Origin of the sequence: Demequina litoralis (assembly GCF_030418455.1) — a bacterium.
Classification (GTDB): Bacteria; Actinomycetota; Actinomycetes; order Actinomycetales; family Demequinaceae; genus Demequina; species Demequina litoralis.
In genome coordinates this window covers 1-23,295 of record NZ_JAUHPW010000014.1, presented here as the reverse complement: position 1 = coordinate 23,295, position 23,295 = coordinate 1, and the positions used below count along the sequence as shown (strand labels likewise).

The window sequence follows — 23,295 nt, the reverse complement described above, 5'->3', positions numbered from 1 at the left end:
GTCAGGCCTCCGCGGTGTCGCGGGCGGTGAGGCGGAAGAACGCCGCGTGCGCTGCGGTGAGCACCGCCGCGCCGAACAGGTGGAAGCCGACGATGAGCGCGGGCAGGCCGGTGAAGTACTGCACGTAGCCGATGGCGCCCTGCGCGAGCGTGACGCCCACGAGCACCCAGTACGACAGGCGCGCCTCGTCGCGCTCGCCCGCGGAGCGGTCGCGACGGATCCGCCAGCCGATCCACGCGAGCAGTGCCACGAACGCCCACACGCTCATCGCGTGCGCCTTGGCGATCGTGACCGGGTCGAGCGCGAGGCGCTCGGTGGCGCCGGCGTCGCCCGAGTGCGGTCCCGCGCCCGTGGTGAGCGCGCCGACGACGAGCAGCACGACGAGCAGACCGGCGGAGGCCCACCGCTCGGCCGTGAGCGGCGCGCCGAGGCGGCCGCGGGCGTCGCGGTAGCGCAGCGCGAAGCGCACGGAGTACCAGACGAGCGCGAGGCTCAGCAGCATGTGCGGCGCCACCACGAGCGGGTGGAGCTCGACGAGCACGGTGATGCCGCCGAGCACCGCCTGGCCGACCACGCCGAGCGCGGGCACGAGGCCCCACCACTTGAGCGCGGGTCGCGTGCGCCACACGGCGACCGCCATCGCGACGGCCACGACGAGCAGCACGAAGGTGAGCGTGCGGTTCCCGAACTCGATGTACGGGTGGATCGACGTCGCCTCGTGCAGCGTCGGCGTGAACTCGCCGGGCTCGCACTGCGGCCAGGTCGAGCACCCGAGGCCGGAACCGGTGAGGCGGACCGCGCCGCCGGTGACGATGATGCCCGCCTGCGTCGCGATGTTGGCCAGGGTGAGGCCGCGTGCGATGCGGTAGCCGCGCCCGGTCGGGGCGGGGGAGGGCGTGATGGACTGCTCGGTGGTGCTCGACACGCGACAATCTTAGGCGGGCCGCCGCCGTGCGCGGTGCGTCCGGGGCACGATGCGCGGGCCGCGCGCGCGGGCACGATGCGGCGGCCCGGCGGGCACAGAATCGCCGGCGCGCGCGTTGTGGAGGAGGCCCCCCGCATCGTCCAGGCGCGACCGGGGTGAGGTAAGGCACCCCTTCCTTGCGGGCTAGAATTTAATGAATCAAAATGTTGCCTAATTGAGTTGCGGCCGACGCTGCCCGCGCCGCCGACCGAGGAGAGGACCCCAGATGCACGCTGACACGACGCGCGATCGAGTCCTCAGCCTCATCGCGACCGCCGGCCCCATCACGGCCGCCGCGCTCGCGACCGAGCTCGGCGTCACCCCGGCGGGCGTGCGCCGCCACCTGTCGTCCCTCGAGGACTCCGGCTACATCGTCGACCACGAGCCTCCGGGCCAGCACGCGCGTGGGCGCGGGCGCCCCGCGCGCTCGTTCGTCGCCACCAACGAGGGCCAGCGCGCCCTCGCGACCGCCTACCGCGACGTCGCCGTCGACGCGATGTCCGCGCTGCGCGACAGCGGCGGCCTCCACGCCTTCGTCGAGGCCAAGGCCAAGGAGCTCGAGGACGCCGTCGCCTCGTCGGTGGACCCCGACGCGCCCATGGAGCGCAAGGTCGCCGACCTCGCGGCCGCGCTCGGCGAGCGCGGCTTCGCCGCCTCGGTCCGCCCGGGCCCCGGCGGCATCACCGTCCAGCTATGCCAGGGGCATTGCCCCGTCCAGTCCATCGCGGAGAAGACCCCCGAGTGGTGCGAGGCCGAGGCCCGCGCCTTCTCGAGGATCCTCGACGTGCACGTGCAGCGGCTGTCGACCCTCGCGGGCGGCGCGCATGTCTGCACCACCACGATCCCGCTCGCCACCCCCACCCGTAAGGAAGGATGAGCATGAGTGCTCCGACCGAGCCCATGACGCAGGACGAGGCCATCGCCTCGATCGGCAACTACCAGTTCGGATGGCACGACTCGGATGAGGCCGGCGCGCTTGCCAAGCGCGGCCTCAACGAGGACGTCGTCCGTGAGATCTCGGCGCTGAAGAACGAGCCCGAGTGGATGCTGGAGACGCGTCTCAAGGGCCTGAAGCTCTTCGGCAAGAAGCCGCTGCCCAACTGGGGCTCCGATCTCACCGGCATCGACTTCGACAACATCAAGTACTTCGTGCGCTCCACGGAGAAGCAGGCGACCTCGTGGGAGGACCTGCCCGAGGACATCAAGGAGACGTACGACAAGCTCGGCATCCCGGAGGCGGAGAAGCAGCGCCTCGTCGCGGGCGTCGCCGCGCAGTACGAGTCCGAGGTCGTCTACCACCAGATCCGCGAGGACCTGGAGGAGCAGGGCGTCATCTTCCTCGACACCGACACCGCGCTGCGCGAGCACCCGGAGCTGTTCGAGGAGTACTTCGGCACCGTCATCCCCACCGGCGACAACAAGTTCGCGGCGCTCAACACCGCCGTGTGGTCGGGCGGCTCGTTCGTCTACGTCCCGCCGGGCGTCCACGTGGAGATCCCGCTCCAGGCCTACTTCCGCATCAACACGGAGAACATGGGCCAGTTCGAGCGCACGCTGATCATCGCGGACGAGGGCTCGTACGTGCACTACGTCGAGGGCTGCACCGCGCCGATCTACTCGAGCGACTCGCTGCACTCCGCCGTGGTCGAGATCATCGTGAAGAAGAACGCCCGCGTGCGGTACACGACGATCCAGAACTGGTCGAACAACGTGTACAACCTCGTCACCAAGCGCGCGACCGCGGCCGAGGGCGCCACCATGGAGTGGGTCGACGGCAACATCGGCTCGAAGGTCACCATGAAGTACCCGGCGATCTTCATGCTCGGCGAGCACGCCCGCGGCGAGACCCTGTCGATCGCCTTCGCGGGCGAGGGCCAGCACCAGGACGCCGGCGCCAAGATGGTGCACGCCGCACCCAACACCTCGTCTTCGATCATCTCGAAGTCCGTCGCCCGCGGCGGCGGCCGCACCTCGTACCGCGGCCTGGTCCAGGTCCTCGAGGGCGCCAAGAACTCGAAGTCGAACGTGCTGTGCGACGCCCTGCTCGTCGACCAGATCTCGCGGTCCGACACCTACCCGTACGTCGACGTCCGCGAGGACGACGTCCACATGGGCCACGAGGCGTCCGTCTCGAAGGTGTCCGAGGACCAGCTGTTCTACCTCATGTCCCGAGGCCTCGAGGAGTCGGAGGCCATGGCCATGATCGTGCGCGGGTTCGTCGAGCCCATCGCGCGCGAGCTGCCCATGGAGTACGCGCTCGAGCTCAACCGCCTCATCGAGCTCCAGATGGAAGGATCCGTCGGTTGACCGTCACCGATCACACCCAGGCCACCGCTGACGCCGCCCACTCGCACGGCGTCATCCCCGACAAGTCGCGCGCGGACCGCGTCGTCTCCTTCGACGTCGACGCCTTCCCCGTGCCGACGGGCCGCGAGGAGAACTGGCGTTTCTCGCCGGTGCGCGACCTCCGCCCGCTGTTCGCGGACGAGGCCGCCGAGGGCCACCTCGAGTGGACCACCAGCGACCTGCCCGCGGGCGTCACCCTCGTCCAGGTCCCCGCGGACGAGGCGCGCGAGCGCACCGTGCGCGAGCCCGGCGACCGGGCCTCGGCCGTCGCGGTCAAGCACGCCGGCGGCGCCATGGCGCTCACGATCGCGGCGAACACCGTGGTCGAGGAGCCCATCACCATCGACCTCAAGGGCGTCGGCGGCGACGTGCGCGGCCACCTGCTGGTCGAGCTCGGCCAGAGTGCCGAGGCGACCGTGGTGATCAACCGCACCGGCACCGCGCGCTACTCCGAGCTCGTCTCGATCGACCTCCAGGACAACGCGGGCCTCAACCTCGTGCTCCTGCAGCAGTGGGACGAGGACGCGGTCCACGCGGGCGAGGTGCTCGCGCGCCTCGGCCGCGACGCGCGCCTGCGCGGCACCGTCGTCACCCTCGGCGGCAAGGTCGTGCGCCTCAACACCTCGGCCGCGTTCGCGGGCGAGGGCGCGAGCGTCGACCTGTTCGGCCTCTACTTCGCGGACTCCGGCCAGCACCAGGAGCACCAGCTCTTCGTCGACCACGCGGTCCCGAAGTGCACGTCGCGCGTCACCTACAAGGGTGCGCTGGCCGGCAAGACCGCCCACTCCGTGTGGATCGGCGACGTCCTCATCCGCGCCGCGGCCGAGGGCACCGACACCTACGAGCTCAACCGCAACCTCGTCCTCACGGACGGCGCGCGCGCGGACTCGGTGCCGAACCTCGAGATCGAGACCGGCGAGATCGAGGGCGCGGGCCACGCGTCCGCGACCGGCCGCTTCGACGAGGAGCAGATGTTCTACCTGCGCTCGCGCGGCATCTCGGAGGAGCAGGCCCGCAAGCTCGTGGTCCGCGGCTTCTTCGCCGACCTCATCCACGAGATCGGCGTGCCCGCGGTCGAGGAGAGCCTCATGCGCCAGATCGACCTCGAGATCGCGCACGTCGAGGAGGAGCTCGAGCATGAGTGAGCAGCTCGCGTGCATGGTCGCCGACCTCGAGCCGGGCTCCGCGATGCTCGCGGAGCTCACGCTCGCGGACGGATCCGACATCCCCGTCGCGATCGTGCGCGCGGATGACGGCGACTTCTACGCGATCGACGACCTCTGCACCCACGGAGAGGTGTCCCTCTCCGAGGGCGACGTCGACGGCTGCCACGTCGAGTGCTGGGCCCACGGCTCGCGCTTCGACGTCCGTACCGGCGAGCCCGACGAGCTGCCCGCCATCACCCCCGTGAAGACCTACCCGACCCGCGTCGAGGGCGAGCGTGTGCTCGTCGACGTCGACGCCCCCAAGAATTCCCTGAAGGAGAACGCATGAGCACCCTGGAGATCCGCAACCTCCACGTCACCGTCGAGACCCCCGAGGGGACGAAGGAGATCCTCAAGGGCGTCGACCTCACCATCAACTCGGGTGAGACCCACGCCATCATGGGCCCGAACGGCTCGGGCAAGTCGACCCTCGCCTACTCGATCGCCGGCCACCCCAAGTACGAGATCACCGAGGGCTCGGTCACGCTCGACGGCGAGGACGTCCTCGAGATGAGCGTCGACGAGCGCGCCAAGGCGGGCCTGTTCCTCGCGATGCAGTACCCGGTCGAGGTGCCCGGCGTGTCCGTGTCGAACTTCCTCCGCACCGCGAAGACCGCGATCGACGGCGAGGCCCCCAAGCTCCGCACGTGGGTCAAGGACGTCAAGGGCGCGATGGAGAACCTCCGCATGGACCCGTCGTTCGGCGAGCGCGGCGTCAACGAGGGCTTCTCGGGCGGCGAGAAGAAGCGCCACGAGATCCTCCAGATGGAGCTCCTCCAGCCCAAGATCGCGATCCTCGACGAGACCGACTCCGGCCTCGACGTCGACGCGCTCCGCATCGTCTCCGAGGGCGTCAACCGCGCCAAGGAGAACACGGGCCTGGGCGTCATGCTCATCACGCACTACACGCGCATCCTCCGCTACATCAAGCCGGACCACGTGCACGTGTTCGTCAACGGCCGCGTGGCCGAGCAGGGCGGCCCCGAGCTCGCCGAGCGCCTCGAGGCCGAGGGCTACGACCGCTACCTGGCGAACGCCTGAGGATGCTCCCCGACCTGCGCGACGACTTCCCGATCCTCACCCGCACGGTGAGGAACGGGAGGCCGCTCGTGTACCTCGACTCCGGCGCGACCGCGCAGCGGCCGCTCGCCGTGCTCGAGGCCGAGGCCGCCTTCTCCCGTGAGCACAACGGTGCCGTCGCCCGCGGCGCGCACCTGCTCGCGGAGGAGGCGACCGACGCGTTCGAGACCGCGCGGGCGTCCGTCGCCGAGCTCATCGGCGCATCGGCCGACGAGGTCGTGTGGACGTCGGGGGCGACCGCGGCGCTCAACCTCGTCGCCAACGGCATGCTGCAGGCGTCGCTCGGCGCCGGCGGCGCCGAGGCGGAGCGCTTCCGGGTCGGACCCGGGGACCGCATCGTCGTGACGGAGCTCGAGCACCACGCGAACCTCATCCCGTGGCAGCAGCTCGCCGCGCGCACGGGCGCCGAGCTCGCGTGGATCCCGGTGGACGATGCGGGGGAGCTGGTCCTCGACGGCCTGTCCGAGGTCATCACCGCGAACACCAAGGTCGTCGCGTTCACGCACGCGAGCAACGTCACGGGTGTCATCACGGACGTCGAGCCGATCGTGCGCCGCGCGCACGAGGTGGGCGCGCTCGTCGTGCTCGACGGCTGCCAGTCGGTGCCGCACATCCCGGTCGACGTCGCACAGCTCGGCGTGGACCTCATGGCGTTCTCCGGGCACAAGATGCTCGGGCCCACCGGGGTGGGCGCGCTGTGGGGCCGCAAGGAGCTGCTCGACGCGCTGCCGCCGTCGGTCTTCGGCGGCGGGGCGATCGCGATCGTCACCATGGAGACCACCACGTGGCTCGAGGCGCCCACGCGCTTCGAGCCCGGCACCCAGCCCGTCGCGCAGGCGGTGGGCATGGGCGCCGCGGCGCGGTACCTCATGGACCTCGGGATGGAGAACGTCGCCCGCCACGAGGCCCGCATCGCGCAGATCCTGCGCGAGGGGGCCGCGGCGCTGCCCGGCGTGCGCCTCATCGGCCCCGTCGGAGACCCCGAGCGCTTCGACGTGCTCGGCCTCGCGGCGGTCGCCGTCGAGGGCGTGCACACGCATGACGTCGGGCAGGTGCTCGACGATCGCGGCATCGCGGCGCGCGTGGGCCACCACTGCGCGCAGCCGCTGCACCGGCGCCTGGGGCTCACGGGCTCGACCCGCGCCTCGGCGCACGTCTACACCACCGAGGACGACGCCCACGCCTTCGTCGAGGCGCTGGCCGGAGTCCGCGAGTTCTTCGGAGTCACCGTATGAGCCTTGAGGCGATGTACCAGCAGGTCATCATGGACCACGCCCGCGAGGGCCACGGCCGCGGCCTCGTCGACCTCACCGCGCCCGGCCGCGGCGAGTCGCACCAGGTCAACCCCACGTGCGGCGACGAGGTGACGATGCGCGTGGGCGTCGAGGGCGACACCGTCGCGGCCATCGCGTGGGAGGGCCACGGCTGCTCGATCTCGCAGGCCTCGATCTCGGTCCTGTCGGAGCTGCTCGAGGGGGAGTCCCTCGACACCGCCGACGAGATCTACGAGGCGTTCCGCGCCCTCATGCAGGCGAAGGGCGAGCCGCTCGACGAGGAACGTGAGGACCTGCTGGGCGATGCGACCGCGTTCGTCGGGGTCGGCAAGTATCCTGCACGCATCAAGTGCGCCCTGCTGGGCTGGATGGCCTTCAGGGACGCGCTCATCCAGGCGCGCGCCGCATCGTCCGGCGCCGCCGTCGAAGGAGGAGAGGCATGACCGAGGAGACCAAGGCCCCTGCCAACGCCGCGGACGTCGAGGAGGCGCTGCGCGACGTCATCGATCCCGAGCTCGGCATCAACGTCGTCGACCTCGGCCTCGTCTACGGGGTGATGCTCGACGAGAACCGTCACGCGGTCATCGACATGACGCTCACGTCGGCGGCGTGCCCGCTCACGGACGTCATCGAGGACCAGGCGGGCCAGGCGCTCTCCGGGCTCGTCGACGGCTTCCGCATCAACTGGGTGTGGATGCCGCCGTGGGGCCCCGACAAGATCACGGACGACGGCCGCGAGCAGCTGAGGGCGCTCGGCTTCAACGTCTGAGCCGCATCGTCACGAGAGCCTCCTCTCCCCGCGTGGGAGGGGAGGCTCTCGGCGCTTGCGGGGCCGCGACGTCGATGTGACGATGCTCGGGAGACCCCGTCGCGAGGAGCCCCCATGGTCTACACGGTCGGATACTTCGTCGGCAGCCTGTCGTCCCGCTCGATCAACCGGCTCCTCAGCCGGGCGCTCATCCGGCTCGCCCCGGACGACCTCGAGTTCGTGGAGATCCCGATCGGGGACCTGCCGCTCTACAGCCCCGACTACGACGCGGACCTCCCGCCCGCCGCCGTCGCGCTCAAGGACGCGATCGCCGCGGCGGACGCCGTCCTGTTCGTCACCCCGGAGTACAACCGGTCCATCCCGGGCGGGCTGAAGAACGCGCTCGACTGGGCGTCCCGGCCGTCCCGCCAGAACTCGTTCCACCACCTGCCCGCGGCCGTCATCGGCGCCTCGCCCGGACGCATCGGCACGGCCGTCGGCCAGCAGAGCCTGCGCGCCGTGCTGAGCTTCTGCAACGCCCGCCAGATGACCGCGCCCGAGGCGTACATCACCTTCACCCCGGGCCTCGTGACCGAGGACGGCGAGGTGACCGACCCGAAGATCGAGGTCTTCCTCGAGGGCTTCATGCGGGAGTTCCGCGAGCACATCGTCCGCGTGCTCACCGTCCTCCCCCGCGGCTGAGCCCGTGACATCCCACGTCGCGCTCATCCGCGGCATCAACGTCGGCGGCCGCAACGCCGTGCCCATGGCCAAGCTCCGAGACCTGTTGGACGCGCGGGGCGCGCCGTCGCGCACCTACATCCAGTCGGGCAACGTCCTGCTCGACGCCCCGCACCTCGACGAGGCGGGCGTGGCCGACCTGGTCGCGGGCGTGCTGCTCGAGGACTTCGACGTCGACACCGTCGTGGTCGCCGTGACCGCGGCGACGATGCGGGCGGCGGTGGACGAGGCGCCGGCCGGCTTCGGCACGGAGCCGGACACCTACCACTCGGACGTCGCGTTCCTCCGTCCCGGGGTCGACGCGCGCCAGGCGCTCGGCGAGTTCAGCATGCGCGAGGGCGTGGACGCGGGCTGGGCGGGGGAGGGCGTCGTGTACTTCCGGCGCCTCAGCGCGCAGCGCACCCGCAGCCGGATGTCGTCCATCGCGACCAAGCCCGTCTACAAGGACATGACCATCAGGAACTGGGCGACCACCACGCGGCTCGTCGCGATGCTCGACGAGGCCTAGCGGCGGCGCTCGCGACGGGAGGCGGGACGCACGGGCGCCGGCTCCTCGTCGTGGTGCGCCTCGCGCACCGGGGGCTCCGCGAGCACCGGCGGCGGCGCATCGTCCTCCGTCACCTGGCGCGGCTCGATGCGCGCCGCCCGGCCGTGCTCCGCGATGCCGCGGGCGTGCAGCGCCTGACCGAGCTGCAGCGCGAAGCCCACCGAGCGCGACGCGGACGGGATGAGGATCGCGCGCGGTGAGCGGTCCATGCCGCGCGCGCGGGCCGCGACGCGGGACTCCGTGAGGATCTGGGCGGCCTCGGGTATCGCGCGCAGCGTGAGGGACACCATCACGCCGATGCTCTCCGGCGGCAGCAGCCAGCGCAGCGGCCGCGCCAGCGTGGTGACGAAGTCGAGCATCGCGCCCATCGAGGTCGAGCTCGACACCGCGAGCGCGAGCGCGGCCACCGACACGATGTCGCCTGCGAGGTCCAGCGCGCGGATGTATTCGCCGCGCAGCACCTGGAAGACGGTGGTGAGGGCCGCGATGAGGATGATCGCCCCCATGCCCTTGAGGGTCGCCTTGAGAGGCGGCAGCGTCGACGCGAGCAGGAGCAGGCACGCGGCGGTGATGCCGATGCTGGTGACGGGGTCGGAGACGGCGATCGACGTGATGGAGACGCCGACGAGCAGCAGCATCTTGAACCACACGGGCGCCCGGTGCAGCGGGGTGCGCCGCGGCCGGTAGATGCCGAGCAGCGAGATCACGCGGTGGCGCCCTGGCTCGCGCGTCCGAACATGAGGTCGCGGTACACGCCGACGGCCTCCTTGGGGTCGCCGTCGAACACGACGCGGCCGAGGTCGACGACGAGCGTGCGCTCGGCGCGGGAGGCCGAGTCGAGGTCGTGCGTCACCTCGATGACCTGGAGGGGGAGCGAGCGCAGCAGCGCGCCCACGTGCGCGCGCCAGCGCAGGTCGAGCAGCGTGGTGGGCTCGTCGGCGACCACGATCGACGGGGTGCACGCGAGCACCCCCGCGAGCGCGAGGAGCTGGCGCTGGCCGCCCGACAGCGCGTTGACGGACACGTCCGCCTTCGCGGCGAGACCGATCTCGCGGAGGGCCGACATCGCGGCCTCCTCGCGCTCGGTGCGGTTCTTGATGAGGCGGCGCAGCGACAGGGCGACGTCCTCGACGGCGGTCGGCATGATGAGCTGCGCGGAGGGGTCGGTGAAGAGGTAGCCCACCTTGCGGCGCACCTGGGCGCCGTGCCGCTGCGTGTCGAGGCCGTCGACCTCGACCGAGCCCTCGACCGGCAGCACGAGGCCGTTGATGAGACGCGCGAGCGTCGACTTCCCCGAGCCGTTCGCGCCGATGATGCTGATGCGGTCCTCGGTGAGGGTGAGGGTCGTCGGCTCGAGGATCGGCACCCCGGAATCGGGCGCGACGACGGCCGCGTCCTTGAACTCGATCATGCGTCAAGGGTAAGCGGTGCGCTTCCGCGCCCGAAATCGCCCGCCGCGCCGCCGCGTCTGCGACGATCGTGGGGAGCGACCGGGGGGTGCGCATGGCCGTCGTGACGATGCCGGACGGGACGGAGCTGCACTACGAGTCCGCGGGCGAGGGCGAGCCGCTCGTGCTCATCCACGGCGGCTTCACCGAGTCCCTCACGTGGGAGCAGTCGCTGCCCGGCCTCGCCGAGCGGTTCAGCGTGGTCGCCTACGACCGCCGCGCGCACGGCCACAGCGGGGCGGGGACGGGGGAGCGGTCGGTGCGCGGCGACGTCGCTGATCTCGTCGAGCTCGTCGAGCGGCTCGACCTGGGGCCGGTGCACGTGGCGAGCTTCTCGTACGGCGCGGTCGTCGCCATGGCCTTCGCCGTCGAGCGTCCCGACCTGGTGCGGCGGGTCGCCGCTCACGAGCCGCCGCTGCTCGGCGCGCTCGCCGGCAGCGAGGAGCACGCCGACGTGCTTGCGAGCGTGCTCGAGGCCTACGCCGCCGTGCGTGCGCTCCTCGAGGAGGGCGACCACGAGGGCGGCGCCGCGCTCTTCGTCGACACCGCGATCGGGCCCGGCACCTGGGCGTCGCTCCCACAGGCGGGACGCGCGCGGTTCGTGCAGCACGCGCCCGCCTTCCTCGCGGATCTCCGCGACCCCGACAGCGTCATCGGCATGGGTGTCGAGCCGTTCCTCTCGCTGGACCGGCCGCTGCTCCTGACCTACGGGGGCGAGACACCACCCATGTACGTCGGGATCTGCGCCGCCCTCGCCGACGCGCTGCCCCACGTGCGGCTGCACGCCTTCGACGGCGCGGGCCACGTGCCGCACGTCAGCCATCCCGAGGACTACGTCGCGGTGACCGCGGACTTCCTCGACGGGTGAGCCCGGCCTACGCGGTGGTGCGGGCCGCCTCGTCCTCGGGGTCCGTGACGCGGGACGATGCGCGGCGGGCCGAGCCCAGCAGCCCCGGGTAGGCGCGGTGGATGGCGGCGGCGACGATGCCCGCCGCGACCACCTTGAGGATGTCGCCCGGCAGGAAGGGCAGCACGCCGACCGTGACGCCGGAGACGCAGTCGAGCAGCGCGTCCGAGCAGCCCGTGGGCAGCATCGGCATCCCGGTGCGCCACACGAGCCACGGCACGCCCACGACGTAGACCAGCGGGATCGACACGAGGCCGATGCCGATGAGGGAGGCCGTCGCGATGCCGCGGCGCGCCAGGACGCCGCGGCGGGCGAGCACCTGCGCGAGCGCCCCCAGCACCGTGGCGGCGAGCACGAAGCCGATGAGGTAGCCGCCCGTCGGGCCGGTCAGCACCACGAGGCCCGCGGCGCCGTTGGCGAAGATGGGCGCGCCCACGAAGCCGAGCCCGAGGTAGAGCGTGACGGCGGCGAGCGCGCGCCACGGGCCCAGCACCAGGCCGGTCAGCACGATCGCGAACGTCTGCAGCGTGAGCGGCACGCCGCCGATGAGCGCGACCTCGGGCACGAGCGTCGAGGCGGCGATGAGGCCGGCGAAGACGGCGACGAGCGCGATGGACTGGCCGGTGAGGCCGCGGTGCTGAGCCATGGGGACCCCCTGGGATAATGGACGCCGGTCACCCTACCCGCGCACCATGTCCCCTGGTCCGGGTTCTGTCGAGGGTGCGCAAACGTTGTGGGGACGCGACAAGGACCGCCGCATCGGCAGCAGGGAGAACGTGTGATCATCGCCAAGGATCTGGAGATCCGCATCGGTGCGCGGGTGCTGGTGCACCCCGCCAGCTTCCAGATCGGACCCGGCGACCGGGTGGGTCTCGTGGGCCGCAACGGCGCAGGCAAGACCACCATGACGCGCCTGCTCGCCGGCGAGGGCCAGCCCACCGGCGGCTCGGTGACCCACAAGGGCAGCATCGGCTACCTGCCGCAGGACCCGCGCGAGGGCGAGCCGACGCAGCGCGCGCTCGACCGCATCCTGTCGGTGCGCGACCTCGCGGGGCTGCTGACGAAGATGCGCGAGGCCGAGGAGGGCATGGCGAGCCCCGACCCGAAGGTGATGGAGAAGGCGATGAACGCCTACCCGCGTCTCGAGGAGCGCTTCCGCGCTGCCGGCGGCTACGCGGCCGAGTCCGATGCGCAGCGCATCGCCGCGAACCTGGGGCTCGACGAGCGCATCCTCGACCAGCCGCTCGGCACGCTGTCCGGCGGCCAGCGCCGCCGCGTCGAGCTCGCGCGCATCCTCTTCTCGGACGCCGAGACGCTGCTGCTCGACGAGCCGACCAACCACCTCGACGCGGACTCGATCGTGTGGCTGCGCGGCTTCCTCGCGAGCTTCCCCGGCGGCCTCGTGGTGATCTCGCACGACGTCGAGCTGCTGCGCGCCTCCGTTACCCGCGTGTTCCACCTCGACGCCAACCGCGGCGAGCTCGACCAGTACGCGCTGGGCTGGGACCTCTACCTCCGTCAGCGCGAGACCGACGAGAAGCGCCGCCGCCGCGAGCGCGACAACGCGGAGAAGAAGGCCGCCGCGCTCATGGCCCAGGCCAACAAGATGAAGGCGACCGCGACCAAGGCCGTCGCCGCGCAGAACATGGCCAAGCGCGCCGAGCGCATGCTCGAGGGCGTCGAGGGGGAGCGGGTCCAGGATCGCGTGGCCGCGCTGCGCTTCCCGACCCCCGCGCCGTGCGGCAAGACCCCGCTGCGCGCCGCCGAGCTGTCGAAGTCGTACGGCTCGCTCGAGGTCTTCACGGACGTCGAGCTCGCGATCGACCGCGGGTCGCGCGTGGTGGTGCTGGGCCTCAACGGCGCCGGCAAGACGACGCTGCTGCGCCTGCTCGGCGGCGTCGAGGACCCCGACACCGGCGAGGTGCAGCCCGGCCACGGCCTCAAGCTCGGCTACTACGCGCAGGAGCACGACACGCTCGACATGGACGCGACCGTCCTGGAGAACCTCCGCCACGCGGCGCCCGACCTCGACGACACCGCGGTGCGCAACGTGCTCGGCTCGTTCCTCTTCATCGGCGACGACGCGTACAAGCCCGCGAAGGTCCTCTCGGGCGGCGAGAAGACCCGCCTCGCGCTCGCGACGCTGGTCGTGTCGCAGGCCAACGTGCTGCTGCTCGACGAGCCCACCAACAACCTCGACCCGGCCTCGCGTGCGGAGATCCTGCGCGCGCTGAGGACCTACGAGGGCGCGGTCGTGCTGGTGACGCACGACGAGGGCGCCGTCGAGGCGCTCGAGCCCGAGCGCGTGCTGCTCCTGCCCGACGCGGTCGAGGACCTCTACAACGAGTCCTACCGGGAGCTCATCTCCCTCGCCTGAGCGATTCCCGATGAAGCATGTGAAGGATGTGACAACCGGGTGCGGGGCGCCCCGTCACACCTGTCACCTTCGTCATGGGCAGTCGACGGGCTAGAGCGCGTCCTCGATGTCCTCGTCGGAGGGCTCGGCGCGGCGCCGCCGGCGCGGCTCGCGAGGCTCGCGGGGCGGACCGGCCGGCGCATCGTCGCCTGACGTCGCCTGCCACTCGCGGCGCGCGAGCATGATGCCCGCCACGGGGGCGATGAGCGCGAACGCGAACCACTGCCACGTGTACGCGAGGTGCGGACCCAGGGTGAGCGTCGGCAGCGGGACCTGTGCGGCGTAGGAGTCGACGCAGCCCGAGGCGTCGCACGCCTCCCGGATCATCCCGTAGCCGTCGATCGGCGTCCCGTCCGGCTCGGGCATCTGCGCCGGCGTGATGCGGGTGGCGCCCGAGTCGCGGCGGCCGTCGTCGGGCTCGCTCTGACGCAGCACCGCGGTGACGGTCACCTCGCCCGCCGGATACTCGGGCCACTCCGGATCCGCGTCGGGGCCGGGCACCGGCATCCAGCCCGCGTTGAGCAGGAGGGAACGGCCGTCGTCGGTGTCGAGCCACACGAGCAGCTGGTAGGCCGCGGTGCGGTCGACCGGGCGGTTGCGCAGCAGCGTCTGCGAGCCCGCGTCGATGACGCCGGTCACCTCGACCAGCCGCCATTCCTCGTCGGCGCTCACCGTGCCGTCCGCGCCGACCGCCTCGTCGAGCGAGGCGGGCGCAGCGGCCGCATTGGCCTCGTAGGCGGCGATCGCGGCGGACCGCGCCTCGTGCCGGCCGAGCTGCCAGAAGCCCGCGCGGACGGCCACCGCCGAGACCGCGAGGGCGAGCGCCACGATGCCCACGACGCGCAGGATGCGCGAGGCGAGGGAGGGCGTGGTCACCCGCACGATGCTAGTGCCGCGCCTGCCCGGCGCTTTCGCGCATCGGTCCCCGGCTCCGCTAGCGTGGCCCCATGACCCGCCACGTCCTCGTCACCGGTGCCGCGCGCGGCATCGGCCGCAGCATCGCCGAGGCCTTCGTGGCCAACGGCGACATCGTGTCCACGATCTACCGCGGAGGCGACCTCCCCGACGGCGTCACCGGCGCCATCGCCGACGTCACCGACACCGCCGCCGTCAACGCCGCCTTCGACGAGCTCGAGGCGCAGCACGGCCGCGTCCGGGTGCTCGTCGCCAACGCCGGCATCACGCGCGACGGCCTCCTCATGCGCATGAGCGACGAGGACTTCGAGCAGGTGCTCGACGTCAACCTCACGGGCACGTTCCGCTGCGTGCGCCGCGCGGTCAACTCGATGATCCGTGAGCGCTTCGGCCGCATCGTCCTCATCGGCTCCGTCGTGGGTCTCATGGGCAACCCGGGCCAGGTCAACTACTCGTCCTCGAAGTCGGCGCTCGTGGGCATGGCCCGCTCCGTCACCCGCGAGGTGGGCGCGCGCGGCATCACCGCGAACGTCATCGCGCCGGGCTTCATCACCACGGACATGACCGCCGAGCTGGGCGACGACACCGTCAAGCAGTACGCGGACACCATCCCCGCCAAGCGCTTCGGCTCGACCGCCGAGGTCGCCGCCGCCGCCGTCTACCTCGCGTCCGACGCCGCGGGCTACGTCTCGGGCGCGGTGCTGCCCGTCGACGGCGGCCTCGGCATGGGCCACTGACTCTTCCCCCAAGGAGCAAGCATGGGCATTCTCGAAGGCAAGAACATCCTCGTCACCGGCGTCCTCACGGAGGGCTCGATCGCGTTCGAGGTCGCACGCCTGAGCCAGGAGCAGGGCGCCACGGTGGTCCTCACCGGCGTGGGCCGCTCGCTCAAGATCACCCAGGCGATGGGCCGCCGCCTCCCCGTCGAGGCGAAGGTCGTCGAGCTGGACGTGACGAACCCCGAGCACCTCGCCGCGCTGCCGGACGCCGTCCGCGAGCACGTGCCGCACCTCGACGGCGTCGTGCACAGCATCGGCTTCGCGCCTCAGTCGGTCATGGGCGGCAACTTCATGACGGGCGAGTGGGACGACGTCGCGACCGCGATGCACATCTCCGCGTACTCGCTCAAGGCGCTCGCGCAGGCGACCGCGCCGCTCATGACCAACGGCGGCTCGATCGTGGGCCTCACGTTCGACGGCCGCTTCGCATGGCCCGTGTACGACTGGATGGGCGTCGCCAAGGCGGCCTTCGAGGCGGTCAACCGCTACGTCGCGCGCGACCTGGGCCCGCAGGGCATCCGCTGCAACGTCGTGTCGGCCGGACCCATCAAGACCACCGCCGCGAAGCACATCCCGGGCTTCGACCAGATGGAGGGCAACTGGAGCGACCGGGCTCCTCTCGGATGGGACTCGTCGGACACCGAGCCGACCGCCCGCGCCGTGACCGCCCTGCTCTCGGACTGGTTCCCCGCCACCACCGGCGAGATGATCCACGTAGACGGCGGCGTGCACGCCATGGGACAGTGACACCGTGCCTACGCTGATCCTCGCCCGCCACGCCAAGGCCGAGGCCCCCGCGGCCGGCCTGAGCGACGCCGACCGCGCCCTCGAGCTCATCGGTCGCAAGGCCTCCACCCGCCTGGGCCAGGTGATCGCCGAGGCCGGCCTCACCCCGACCCTCGCGCTGGTGTCGCCCGCCAACCGCACGCAGCAGACGTGGAAGCTCATGTCGACGTCGCTCGCCGGCTGCGAGACGGTGCTCGACGACGAGCTCTACGAGACCAACGTGCCCGGCCTGCTCGACGTCCTCAAGGGCGCGGGCGACGCGGACACGGTCGTGGTCGTGGGGCACGAGCCGACCTCGTCGGCCGCCGCCGCGCACCTCGCGGGCCAGGGCTCGGACAAGAGCGCCCTCCAGCGCGTCGCGCACGGGCTGCCCACGGCGACCGCCGCGGTGCTCGAGTTCGACTGCCCGTGGACCGAGATCACGTCGCGCTGCGGGCGCCTCACCGCGGTCCTGTCGGGCCGCGACGTCGAGGAGTGAGCGGGAGCCCCTCCCGCATCGCGCAGGACACCGCGCCGCTGTGGCGCGCCCTCCTCGCGATGCAGCGCTTCGGCTGGGAGCAGGGTGTCGCCTCGCACGCCGCGCTCGACGACGGCGACACGGAACTCGCGCGCCTGCTGGCGCGCGACGCCGTCGTGCGCCAGGACGCGGACGGCCAGCTGGGCGGGATGGACGATGCGGCGGCCGTGAACTCGGGTTCGCTGCTCGAGGCGGTGCTCGCCCTGGGCGAGGACGATGCGGCGGCCGCGGAGGCCGCGCAGCGTCAGCGCTGGTGGCTGCTGCGGTTCTCGCCGCGCGACGACTGGGGCGTGCTGCACCACCTCGAGGGCTCGGCCGAGGTGTGGGCGGACGCCGTCTACATGGTGGTGCCCGCGCTCGTCGCGGCGGGCGACCTCGCGCCCGCGGACATGCAGCACCGGATGCACCGCGAGCAGCTGTGGGACGAGGCCTCCGGGCTCTACCGCCACCGCTTCGACATGGCGACGCGGACCTTCGCCCGCGACGCGTTCTGGGCGAGCGGCAACGGCTGGGTCGCGGCGGGCCTCGCCCGGGCGCTCCACCTGGGCGTCGAGGCCGAGTCTGTCCGCACCCGCTGGGAGCACGACGCCCGCGCCCTCATCGACGCCTGCGCGCGCCACGTACGGACGGACGGCCGCTTCCACGACGTGCTCGACGACCCGTCCACGTTCGTCGACGGCTGCGCCGGCCTCATGCTCGCGTATGCCGCCTTCACCGGCGTCGCCGACGGCTGGCTGCCCGCCTCGTACGCGGACGATGCGGCCCGCTGGGCGGACGCCGCGCTGGCGCACGTGGGCGACGACGGCATCGTCCGCGAGGTGTGCGGCGCCCCCGGCTTCGACCGGCAGGGGAGCAGCGCCGAGGCGCAGGCCTTCGCGATCATGGCGATCGCCGCGCGCCGTCGCCTGTCCTGATCCTGCGGCGCCGCAGGTGAGGCGGCCGCGCGCCTGGCTTCCGCGCGGCGACTGGTTTCCACCGCCGTCACGTCGCCGGTCCGTGCCCTCGAGCGCGGGTCCGGTAGACGTTCCGCGATGCTCCCGCTATTGATGCACCTTGGTGCGGGCGCGCGGTGGCCTCGCCGTCGCATCCTGCATAAATAGCGGGAGGACGCCGCACAGATGTTCCCGTGTGCGCGACGATCGCGGGCGGTCAGCCCAGGATGATGTCGAGCGCGGCGTCGAGGCGCGGCGCGTTGAGGGCCACGTCGGCCTTCTCCTGCACGATCGGCTTGGCATGCCAGGCGATCCCCAGGCCCGCGACGGCCATCATGTCGAGGTCGTTCGCTCCGTCGCCGATCGCGACGGCGTCCTCGAGGGGGCAGCCGACCTCCGCCGCGAACGCGCGCAGCGTCTCCGCCTTGACCTCGCGGTTGATCACCGTCCCGACGGTGCGGCCGGTGAGCACGCCGTCGGCCGCCTCGAGGCGGTTGGCGCGGTAGCGGGTGATGCCCAAGCGCGCCGCGAGGGGACCCACCACCTCGGCGAAGCCGCCCGAGACGAGCGCGACCTCCCAGCCCGCGGCCTGCAGCCCCGCGACGAGCTCGGGCGCGCCGGGGGTCAGCTCCACCTCGGCGAGCACGTCGGCGAACACCGTGTCCGGCACCCCCGCGAGGGTGGCCACGCGCTCCTTGAGCGAGGCCGAGAAGTCGAGCTCGCCGCGCATGGCACGCTCGGTGATCTCGGCCACGAGCTCGCGCGTGCCCGCACGGGCGGCGATGAGCTCGATGACCTCGGCGGTGATCAGGGTGGAGTCGACGTCGAGGACGCACAGCCTCATGCCGCGACGACCGTCCCCTTCGACACGACGGTGATGCCCGACTCCGTGACCGTGTAGCCGCGCGCGATGTCGGCCTCGCGGTCGATGCCCACGCGCGCGCCCTCCTGGACGACGACGTTCTTGTCGAGGATCGCGCGGTGGACCTGCGCGTGGCGGTTGATCTGCACGCCGTCGAGCAGCACGGAGTCCGACACCGTCGACCACGAGTGCAGGCGCACGCCCGGCGACAGCACCGAGCCGGTCACGGTCGCGCCCGACACGATGACGCCCGGGGAGACGATCGAGTCCGCGGCGTGGCCCAGGCGGCCCTCCTCGGAGTGGATGAACTTCGCCGGCGGGTGCGTGATGAGCCCCTGGTGCAGCGGCCACTGGTCGTTGTAGACGTTGAAGACCGGCTGCACCGCGATGAGGTCCATGTGGGCGTCGTAGTACATGTCGAGCGTCCCGACGTCGCGCCAGTAGTCGCGGTCGCGGTCGGTCGAGCCCGGCACGTCGTTGCGGATGAAGTCGTAGAAGCCGCACGTGCCCTTGTCGACGAAGTGGGGGACGATGTCGCCGCCCATGTCGTGCTTCGACGCCGGGTTGTCCGCGTCCGCGGTGAGCGCCTCGAGCAGCGCGTCGGCGTTGGCGACGTAGTTGCCCATGGAGGCGAGGATCTCGCCGGGGCTGTCGGGCAGGCCGTCCGGGTCCTTGGGCTTCTCGAGGAACGCGCGGATGCGGTCCGGGTTCTCGGGGTCGATGTCGATGACGCCGAACTGGTCCGCGAGGGAGATCGGCTGGCGGATGCCGGCGACCGTGAAGTCCGCGCCCGACGCGATGTGCGCGTCGACCATCTGCGAGAAGTCCATGCGGTACACGTGGTCGGCGCCCACGATGACGACGATGTCCGGCTGCTCGTCCTCGATGATGTTGACGGTCTGGTAGATCGCGTCGGCGCTGCCGAGGTACCAGTGGGGCCCGCGGCGCTGCTGTGCCGGCACCGGCGCGACGTAGTTGCCGAGCAGCGGCGACATGCGCCACGTGCGGGCGATGTGGCGGTCGAGCGAGTGCGACTTGTACTGCGTGAGCACCACGACGTGCAGGTACCGCGAGTTGACCAGGTTGCTCAGTGCGAAGTCGATCAGGCGGAACGTCCCTCCGAACGGGACCGCCGGCTTCGCACGGGCTGCGGTGAGGGGCATCAGGCGCTTGCCCTCACCTCCTGCAAGGACGATGGCGAGAACCTTCTGCGCTGGCATACAGCCAGCATAGGGGGCGAAGCGGGGCGGTCGCAGGCTCTGCGCCGGGCGAGCCGCTAGCGTGGGGTCATGCGCGTCGACATCCTCACCCGCGAGTACCCGCCCCACATCTACGGAGGCGCCGGAGTTCACGTCACCGAGCTGGCCGCCGTGCTGCGCCGCCACCTCGACGTGCGGGTCCGCGCGTTCGACGGTCCGCGCGACGAGCCGGGCGTCACCGGCTACGACGCGCTCGGGGGCGGGGTGGGCGATGCGTCGCTCGACGTGCTCGCGCACAACCTGCCTATGGCGAAGGACTGCGGCGGTGCCGACCTGGTGCACTCGCACACCTGGTACGCGAACATGGCCGGCCACCTGGCCGCGAGGCTCCACGGCATCCCGCACGTGCTCTCGGCGCACTCGCTCGAGCCGCTGCGCCCGTGGAAGGCGGAGCAGCTCGGCGGCGGCTACCGCGTCTCGAGCTGGATCGAGAAGACCGCGTACGAGGCCGCCGACGGGATCATCGCCGTCTCGGAGGGCATGCGCCAGGACGTGCTGCGCTGCTACCCGGACGTCGACCCCGGCAAGGTGCTCGTGGTCCACAACGGCATCGACGTCGACGCGTGGGCCGCGCCGTCCACCGACGAGGCGCGCGCGAAGGCCGATGCGGTGGTCGCCGAGCACGGCATCGACCCCAGCCGTCCCGCGATCGTGTTCGTCGGCCGCATCACCCGCCAGAAGGGCCTGCCGTACTTCCTCAAGGCGGTCGAGCGCCTCCCCCGGGACATCCAGGTGGTGCTGTGCGCCGGCGCCCCCGACACCAAGGAGATCGCCGCCGAGGTCTCGGGAGCGGTCGCGAAGCTCCAGGAGGAGCGCGACGGCGTCGTGTGGATCGAGAAGATGCTGCCGCGCGACGAGCTCGTCGCGGTGCTCGACGCGTGCACCGCGTTCGTCTGCCCGTCCGTGTACGAGCCGCTCGGCATCGTCAACCTCGAGGCCATGGCGGTCGGCCTGCCCGTGGTCGCCACCGCGACCGGCGGCATCCCCGAGGTCGTCGTGCCCGGCGAGACCGGCACGCTCGTCGCGATCGAGCAGGAGCAGGACGGCACCGGCACGCCGCTCGACCCCGAGGGCTTCGCCGCCGACCTCGCCGCCGCGCTCACGGACATGGTCGCGGACGAGGCCCGTGCGCGCGTCATGGGGGAGGCCGGCCGGCGCCGCGCCGCGGAGAGCTTCTCGTGGGATGCGATCGGCGAGAGGACGCTGAGCGTCTACCGCTCGATTCTTGGATAGGCTCACCTGCCATGACTGAGGTGCTCGGGTTCGAGGGCGTGCGGGTGCGCCGAGATGACAACGAGATCCTCCGGGACGTGTCCTGGAGCGTGGCCGACTCCGACCGATGGGTGATCCTCGGTCCGAACGGCGCGGGCAAGACCACGCTGCTGTCGATCGCGGCGGCGCGGATGTTCCCGAGCGAGGGCGTCGCGACCATCCTCGGCGAGCGCCTCGGCGACACCGACACCCGCGAGCTGCGCGTGCGCGTGGGCCTGTCGAGCGCGGCGCTCGCGGACCGCATCCCGCCGCACGAGACCGTGCGCAACGTCGTGATGACCGCCGCGTACGGGGTCACGGGGCGCTGGCAGGAGCAGTACGACGACTTCGACGAGGACCGTGCCGACGCGCTGCTGTGGGCCTTCGGCATGGAGGACTTCGCGCAGCGCGAGTTCGGCACGCTGAGCGAGGGCGAGCGCAAGCGCGTCCAGGTCGCACGCGCGCTCATGCCGGACCCGGAGCTGCTCCTGCTGGACGAGCCCGCCGCGGGCCTCGACCTCGGCGGCCGCGAGGAGCTCCTCGAGGCGCTGCGCGAGCTCGCGGGCGACCACCGCTCGCCCGCGATCGTCATGGTGACCCACCACGTCGAGGAGATCCCCGTGGGCTTCACCCACGTCATGCTGCTGCGCGAGGGGCAGATCGTCGCCGCCGGCCCCGTCGCCGAGACGCTCACCAGCGAGAACCTCACCGCCACCTACGGCATGCCGGTCGAGCTCAGCGGATCGGGCGGCCGCTACTCGGCGCGTCGCGCCTAGGGGTCGCCGTGAAGGTCTCGGCCCGCGCCGACTACGCCCTCCGGGCGGTTGCCGAGCTCGCGCGCGCCGAGGCGCCCCGCACCACCGGCGAGATCGCGTCGAGCCAGGGCATCCCGCGCAAGTTCCTCGAGGGCATCCTCACGTCGCTGCGCGACGACGGCCTCGTGGTCGGCCAGCGCGGCATCGGCGGGGGCTACCGCCTCGCGCGCGAGGCCGCGTCGATCACCCTCGCGGACGTCGTGCGCGCGGTCGACGGCCCGCTCGTCTTCGTGCGCGGCGAGCGCCCCTCGGGCCTCGAGTACGACGGGGCCGCGTCCGAGCTCCTCACCATCTGGGTCGCGGTGCGCGCGAGCATCCGCGCGGTGCTCGAGCGCGTCACCGTCGCGGACCTCGCGTCGGGCGAGCTGCCCGGGGAGATCCGTGAGCTGGTCGAGGACCAGGCCGCGTGGGAGGACGCGCAGATCAACCTACTTGGCGAGTAGGGATTGATTCCTACCTACTAGGTGGGTATGGTTTGGTCCACCCTGACTCATGGGCGCGTCCGCGCCCGGCTCGGGGCGGAGACCACTCATGCGCACTCTCGTCCTGGTGGCGATCGTCGGCTTCGGAGCCCAGCTCGTCGACGGCAGCCTCGGCATGGCCTACGGCGTCACGTCCTCGACGCTCATGCTGGCCGTGGGCCTCTCGCCGGCGCTCGCGTCGGCCACGGTCCACCTCGCGGAGGTGGGCACCACCTTCGCCTCGGGCATCGCGCACGCGCGCTTCGGCAACGTCGACTGGCGCGTGGTGTGGCGCGTCGGCGTCCCCGGCGCGATCGGTGCGTTCGCGGGCGCCACGTTCCTGTCGACGATCTCGACCGAGGCGGCCGGTCCCGTCATGGCGATGGTGCTCTTCGCGCTCGGCATCTACGTCCTCACGCGCTTCACCGGCACGAAGGTGAGCGCCGACAAGGCCGCCCGGCCGCTGCGCGCCCGCTTCCTCAGCCCCCTCGGCCTCGTCGCCGGCTTCGTCGACGCGACGGGCGGCGGCGGCTGGGGCCCCATCGGCACGCCGACCCTGCTCGCCTCGGGCCGGCTCGAGCCGCGCAAGGTGATCGGCTCGATCGACACGTCCGAGTTCCTCGTCGCGGCGGCGGCGTCCGTCGGCTTCCTCGTCGGCCTGGGCACGTCGGGCATCGACTTCGGCTGGGTGCTCGCGCTGCTCGCGGGCGGTCTCGTCGCCGCGCCGCTGGCCGCCTACCTCGTCCGCCACGTGCCGCCGCGCATGCTCGGCGCGGCCGTCGGCGGCATGATCCTGCTCACCAACGCGCGCACGCTGCTCCACACCGACGCGCTCTCCGCGGTCGCCCCCTACGGCTGGGCCGTGTACGCCACGATCGTCGCCGTCTGGGCCTGGGCGATCACCCGCGCCTGGCGCGGACACCGCGCGGACCAGGCCGTCCGCCGGGCCGAGGAGACGGAGGCCGCCGCGGCCTGACGAGGGCCCGCCGGACGGGTCATCCTCCCGGACGCGGGGGGGGGGGCCCCCGCCGCGGGCGGGGGC

General features: G+C 72.3%; 27 protein-coding genes. 20 read left to right on the top strand and 7 right to left on the bottom strand.

What is annotated here, in order from left to right; all coding sequences use genetic code 11:
• Position 1: 1 nt before the first annotated feature.
• Positions 2 to 925: a COX15/CtaA family protein gene (locus tag QQX09_RS14080; protein ID WP_301135904.1), complete on the bottom strand. Its 924-nt coding sequence runs from the start codon at positions 923 to 925 to the stop codon at positions 2 to 4.
• Between the two features lie 265 nt (positions 926 to 1,190).
• Here QQX09_RS14080 and QQX09_RS14075 point away from each other — a divergent pair, with 265 nt between their 5' ends.
• The 10 genes from QQX09_RS14075 (at position 1,191) to QQX09_RS14030 (ending at position 8,866) form a co-directional block, all read left to right on the top strand.
• The gene (locus QQX09_RS14075; protein ID WP_301135903.1) at positions 1,191 to 1,841 is read left to right on the top strand and encodes a helix-turn-helix transcriptional regulator; all 651 of its coding nucleotides are present in this window, start codon (positions 1,191 to 1,193) and stop codon (positions 1,839 to 1,841) included.
• A 2-nt stretch (positions 1,842 to 1,843) separates the two neighbouring features.
• Positions 1,844 to 3,271 (top strand): Fe-S cluster assembly protein SufB, encoded by a 1,428-nt coding sequence (gene sufB, locus QQX09_RS14070; RefSeq protein ID WP_301135902.1) that lies wholly within the window; start codon positions 1,844 to 1,846, stop codon positions 3,269 to 3,271.
• A complete protein-coding gene (sufD, locus tag QQX09_RS14065) occupies positions 3,268 to 4,455 on the top strand; it encodes a Fe-S cluster assembly protein SufD (protein WP_301135901.1) in 1,188 nt (395 codons plus the stop codon). Before sufB ends, sufD begins: the two co-directional genes overlap by 4 nt.
• Positions 4,448 to 4,804: a non-heme iron oxygenase ferredoxin subunit gene (locus QQX09_RS14060; protein WP_062314768.1), complete on the top strand. Its 357-nt coding sequence runs from the start codon at positions 4,448 to 4,450 to the stop codon at positions 4,802 to 4,804. Before sufD ends, QQX09_RS14060 begins: the two co-directional genes overlap by 8 nt.
• Positions 4,801 to 5,556 (top strand): Fe-S cluster assembly ATPase SufC, encoded by a 756-nt coding sequence (gene sufC, locus QQX09_RS14055; protein WP_301135900.1) that lies wholly within the window; start codon positions 4,801 to 4,803, stop codon positions 5,554 to 5,556. Before QQX09_RS14060 ends, sufC begins: the two co-directional genes overlap by 4 nt.
• A gap of 2 nt (positions 5,557 to 5,558) precedes the next feature.
• Entirely contained in the window at positions 5,559 to 6,830 is a 1,272-nt protein-coding gene (locus QQX09_RS14050; RefSeq protein ID WP_301135899.1) for an aminotransferase class V-fold PLP-dependent enzyme, read from the top strand.
• Entirely contained in the window at positions 6,827 to 7,312 is a 486-nt protein-coding gene (gene sufU / locus QQX09_RS14045) for a Fe-S cluster assembly sulfur transfer protein SufU (RefSeq protein ID WP_301135898.1), read from the top strand. The genes QQX09_RS14050 and sufU overlap by 4 nt, the downstream gene beginning before the upstream one ends.
• Positions 7,309 to 7,638: a metal-sulfur cluster assembly factor gene (locus QQX09_RS14040; protein WP_042215587.1), complete on the top strand. Its 330-nt coding sequence runs from the start codon at positions 7,309 to 7,311 to the stop codon at positions 7,636 to 7,638. Before sufU ends, QQX09_RS14040 begins: the two co-directional genes overlap by 4 nt.
• Positions 7,639 to 7,752: 114 nt before the next feature.
• A complete protein-coding gene (locus QQX09_RS14035) occupies positions 7,753 to 8,319 on the top strand; it encodes an NADPH-dependent FMN reductase (protein WP_301135897.1) in 567 nt (188 codons plus the stop codon).
• Between the two features lie 4 nt (positions 8,320 to 8,323).
• A complete protein-coding gene (locus QQX09_RS14030; RefSeq protein WP_301135896.1) occupies positions 8,324 to 8,866 on the top strand; it encodes a DUF1697 domain-containing protein in 543 nt (180 codons plus the stop codon).
• Here QQX09_RS14030 and QQX09_RS14025 read toward each other — a convergent pair.
• Positions 8,863 to 9,612: an energy-coupling factor transporter transmembrane component T family protein gene (locus tag QQX09_RS14025; RefSeq protein WP_301135895.1), complete on the bottom strand. Its 750-nt coding sequence runs from the start codon at positions 9,610 to 9,612 to the stop codon at positions 8,863 to 8,865. The genes QQX09_RS14030 and QQX09_RS14025 overlap by 4 nt on opposite strands.
• Positions 9,609 to 10,316, bottom strand: coding sequence for an energy-coupling factor ABC transporter ATP-binding protein (locus tag QQX09_RS14020; protein ID WP_301135894.1), 708 nt, complete (start codon positions 10,314 to 10,316; stop codon positions 9,609 to 9,611). The genes QQX09_RS14025 and QQX09_RS14020 overlap by 4 nt, the downstream gene beginning before the upstream one ends.
• A 92-nt stretch (positions 10,317 to 10,408) precedes the next feature.
• Between QQX09_RS14020 and QQX09_RS14015 the strand changes: the two genes are divergently transcribed.
• Entirely contained in the window at positions 10,409 to 11,221 is an 813-nt protein-coding gene (locus tag QQX09_RS14015) for an alpha/beta fold hydrolase (RefSeq protein WP_301135893.1), read from the top strand.
• Between the two features lie 7 nt (positions 11,222 to 11,228).
• On the opposite strand, the gene QQX09_RS14010 is transcribed toward QQX09_RS14015, so the two are convergent.
• Positions 11,229 to 11,906: a biotin transporter BioY gene (locus tag QQX09_RS14010; protein ID WP_301135892.1), complete on the bottom strand. Its 678-nt coding sequence runs from the start codon at positions 11,904 to 11,906 to the stop codon at positions 11,229 to 11,231.
• Positions 11,907 to 12,038: 132 nt separating this feature from the next.
• Here QQX09_RS14010 and QQX09_RS14005 point away from each other — a divergent pair, with 132 nt between their 5' ends.
• Positions 12,039 to 13,637 (top strand): ABC-F family ATP-binding cassette domain-containing protein, encoded by a 1,599-nt coding sequence (locus tag QQX09_RS14005; protein ID WP_301135891.1) that lies wholly within the window; start codon positions 12,039 to 12,041, stop codon positions 13,635 to 13,637.
• A gap of 90 nt (positions 13,638 to 13,727) precedes the next feature.
• Here the strand turns inward: QQX09_RS14005 and QQX09_RS14000 are convergent, their stop codons facing one another.
• On the bottom strand, positions 13,728 to 14,552 hold the full coding sequence (locus QQX09_RS14000; protein ID WP_301135890.1) for an SURF1 family protein: 825 nt from the start codon (positions 14,550 to 14,552) through the stop codon (positions 13,728 to 13,730).
• 71 nt (positions 14,553 to 14,623) lie between these two features.
• Here QQX09_RS14000 and fabG point away from each other — a divergent pair, with 71 nt between their 5' ends.
• The 4 genes from fabG to QQX09_RS13980 are packed head-to-tail and all read left to right on the top strand — an operon-like array spanning position 14,624 to position 17,587.
• Positions 14,624 to 15,328, top strand: a complete 705-nt coding sequence (fabG, locus tag QQX09_RS13995) for a 3-oxoacyl-ACP reductase FabG (RefSeq protein ID WP_301135889.1) — start codon at positions 14,624 to 14,626, stop codon at positions 15,326 to 15,328.
• 21 nt (positions 15,329 to 15,349) lie between these two features.
• Positions 15,350 to 16,117, top strand: coding sequence for an enoyl-ACP reductase FabI (fabI, locus tag QQX09_RS13990; protein ID WP_301135888.1), 768 nt, complete (start codon positions 15,350 to 15,352; stop codon positions 16,115 to 16,117).
• A 4-nt stretch (positions 16,118 to 16,121) separates the two neighbouring features.
• On the top strand, positions 16,122 to 16,634 hold the full coding sequence (locus QQX09_RS13985) for a SixA phosphatase family protein (RefSeq protein ID WP_301135887.1): 513 nt from the start codon (positions 16,122 to 16,124) through the stop codon (positions 16,632 to 16,634).
• A complete protein-coding gene (locus tag QQX09_RS13980; RefSeq protein WP_301135886.1) occupies positions 16,631 to 17,587 on the top strand; it encodes a glycoside hydrolase family 88 protein in 957 nt (318 codons plus the stop codon). Before QQX09_RS13985 ends, QQX09_RS13980 begins: the two co-directional genes overlap by 4 nt.
• A 235-nt stretch (positions 17,588 to 17,822) precedes the next feature.
• Here the strand turns inward: QQX09_RS13980 and serB are convergent, their stop codons facing one another.
• Together serB and glgC are read right to left on the bottom strand one after the other, a co-directional pair.
• On the bottom strand, positions 17,823 to 18,449 hold the full coding sequence (gene serB, locus QQX09_RS13975) for a phosphoserine phosphatase SerB (protein WP_301135885.1): 627 nt from the start codon (positions 18,447 to 18,449) through the stop codon (positions 17,823 to 17,825).
• A complete protein-coding gene (glgC, locus tag QQX09_RS13970; protein WP_301135884.1) occupies positions 18,446 to 19,687 on the bottom strand; it encodes a glucose-1-phosphate adenylyltransferase in 1,242 nt (413 codons plus the stop codon). The genes serB and glgC overlap by 4 nt, the downstream gene beginning before the upstream one ends.
• A gap of 69 nt (positions 19,688 to 19,756) precedes the next feature.
• Here glgC and glgA point away from each other — a divergent pair, with 69 nt between their 5' ends.
• The 4 genes from glgA to QQX09_RS13950 all read left to right on the top strand — a co-directional run bounded on the left by glgA (position 19,757) and on the right by QQX09_RS13950 (position 23,229).
• Complete coding sequence (glgA, locus tag QQX09_RS13965; RefSeq protein WP_301135883.1) at positions 19,757 to 20,959, top strand: glycogen synthase; 1,203 nt, start codon at positions 19,757 to 19,759, stop codon at positions 20,957 to 20,959.
• Between the two features lie 11 nt (positions 20,960 to 20,970).
• The gene (locus QQX09_RS13960) at positions 20,971 to 21,753 is read left to right on the top strand and encodes an ABC transporter ATP-binding protein (protein WP_301135882.1); all 783 of its coding nucleotides are present in this window, start codon (positions 20,971 to 20,973) and stop codon (positions 21,751 to 21,753) included.
• Between the two features lie 8 nt (positions 21,754 to 21,761).
• The gene (locus QQX09_RS13955) at positions 21,762 to 22,235 is read left to right on the top strand and encodes an RrF2 family transcriptional regulator (protein WP_301135881.1); all 474 of its coding nucleotides are present in this window, start codon (positions 21,762 to 21,764) and stop codon (positions 22,233 to 22,235) included.
• 88 nt (positions 22,236 to 22,323) lie between these two features.
• Complete coding sequence (locus QQX09_RS13950) at positions 22,324 to 23,229, top strand: sulfite exporter TauE/SafE family protein (protein WP_301135880.1); 906 nt, start codon at positions 22,324 to 22,326, stop codon at positions 23,227 to 23,229.
• Positions 23,230 to 23,295: the final 66 nt, after the last annotated feature.

Bases quoted from the DNA above. Each gene is read 5' to 3' on its own strand.
- QQX09_RS14075 (WP_301135903.1), top strand. From the start codon at position 1,191: ATGCACGCTGACACGACGCGCGATCGAGTCCTCAGCCTCATCGCGACC.
- sufB (WP_301135902.1), top strand. From the start codon at position 1,844: ATGAGTGCTCCGACCGAGCCCATGACGCAGGACGAGGCCATCGCCTCG.
- QQX09_RS14060 (WP_062314768.1), top strand. From the start codon at position 4,448: ATGAGTGAGCAGCTCGCGTGCATGGTCGCCGACCTCGAGCCGGGCTCC.
- sufC (WP_301135900.1), top strand. From the start codon at position 4,801: ATGAGCACCCTGGAGATCCGCAACCTCCACGTCACCGTCGAGACCCCC.
- QQX09_RS14050 (WP_301135899.1), top strand. From the start codon at position 5,559: ATGCTCCCCGACCTGCGCGACGACTTCCCGATCCTCACCCGCACGGTG.
- sufU (WP_301135898.1), top strand. From the start codon at position 6,827: ATGAGCCTTGAGGCGATGTACCAGCAGGTCATCATGGACCACGCCCGC.
- QQX09_RS14040 (WP_042215587.1), top strand. From the start codon at position 7,309: ATGACCGAGGAGACCAAGGCCCCTGCCAACGCCGCGGACGTCGAGGAG.
- QQX09_RS14035 (WP_301135897.1), top strand. From the start codon at position 7,753: ATGGTCTACACGGTCGGATACTTCGTCGGCAGCCTGTCGTCCCGCTCG.
- QQX09_RS14020 (WP_301135894.1), bottom strand. From the start codon at position 10,316: ATGATCGAGTTCAAGGACGCGGCCGTCGTCGCGCCCGATTCCGGGGTG.
- QQX09_RS14015 (WP_301135893.1), top strand. From the start codon at position 10,409: ATGGCCGTCGTGACGATGCCGGACGGGACGGAGCTGCACTACGAGTCC.
- QQX09_RS14010 (WP_301135892.1), bottom strand. From the start codon at position 11,906: ATGGCTCAGCACCGCGGCCTCACCGGCCAGTCCATCGCGCTCGTCGCC.
- fabG (WP_301135889.1), top strand. From the start codon at position 14,624: ATGACCCGCCACGTCCTCGTCACCGGTGCCGCGCGCGGCATCGGCCGC.
- fabI (WP_301135888.1), top strand. From the start codon at position 15,350: ATGGGCATTCTCGAAGGCAAGAACATCCTCGTCACCGGCGTCCTCACG.
- serB (WP_301135885.1), bottom strand. From the start codon at position 18,449: ATGAGGCTGTGCGTCCTCGACGTCGACTCCACCCTGATCACCGCCGAG.
- glgC (WP_301135884.1), bottom strand. From the start codon at position 19,687: ATGCCAGCGCAGAAGGTTCTCGCCATCGTCCTTGCAGGAGGTGAGGGC.
- glgA (WP_301135883.1), top strand. From the start codon at position 19,757: ATGCGCGTCGACATCCTCACCCGCGAGTACCCGCCCCACATCTACGGA.
- QQX09_RS13960 (WP_301135882.1), top strand. From the start codon at position 20,971: ATGACTGAGGTGCTCGGGTTCGAGGGCGTGCGGGTGCGCCGAGATGAC.
- QQX09_RS13950 (WP_301135880.1), top strand. From the start codon at position 22,324: ATGCGCACTCTCGTCCTGGTGGCGATCGTCGGCTTCGGAGCCCAGCTC.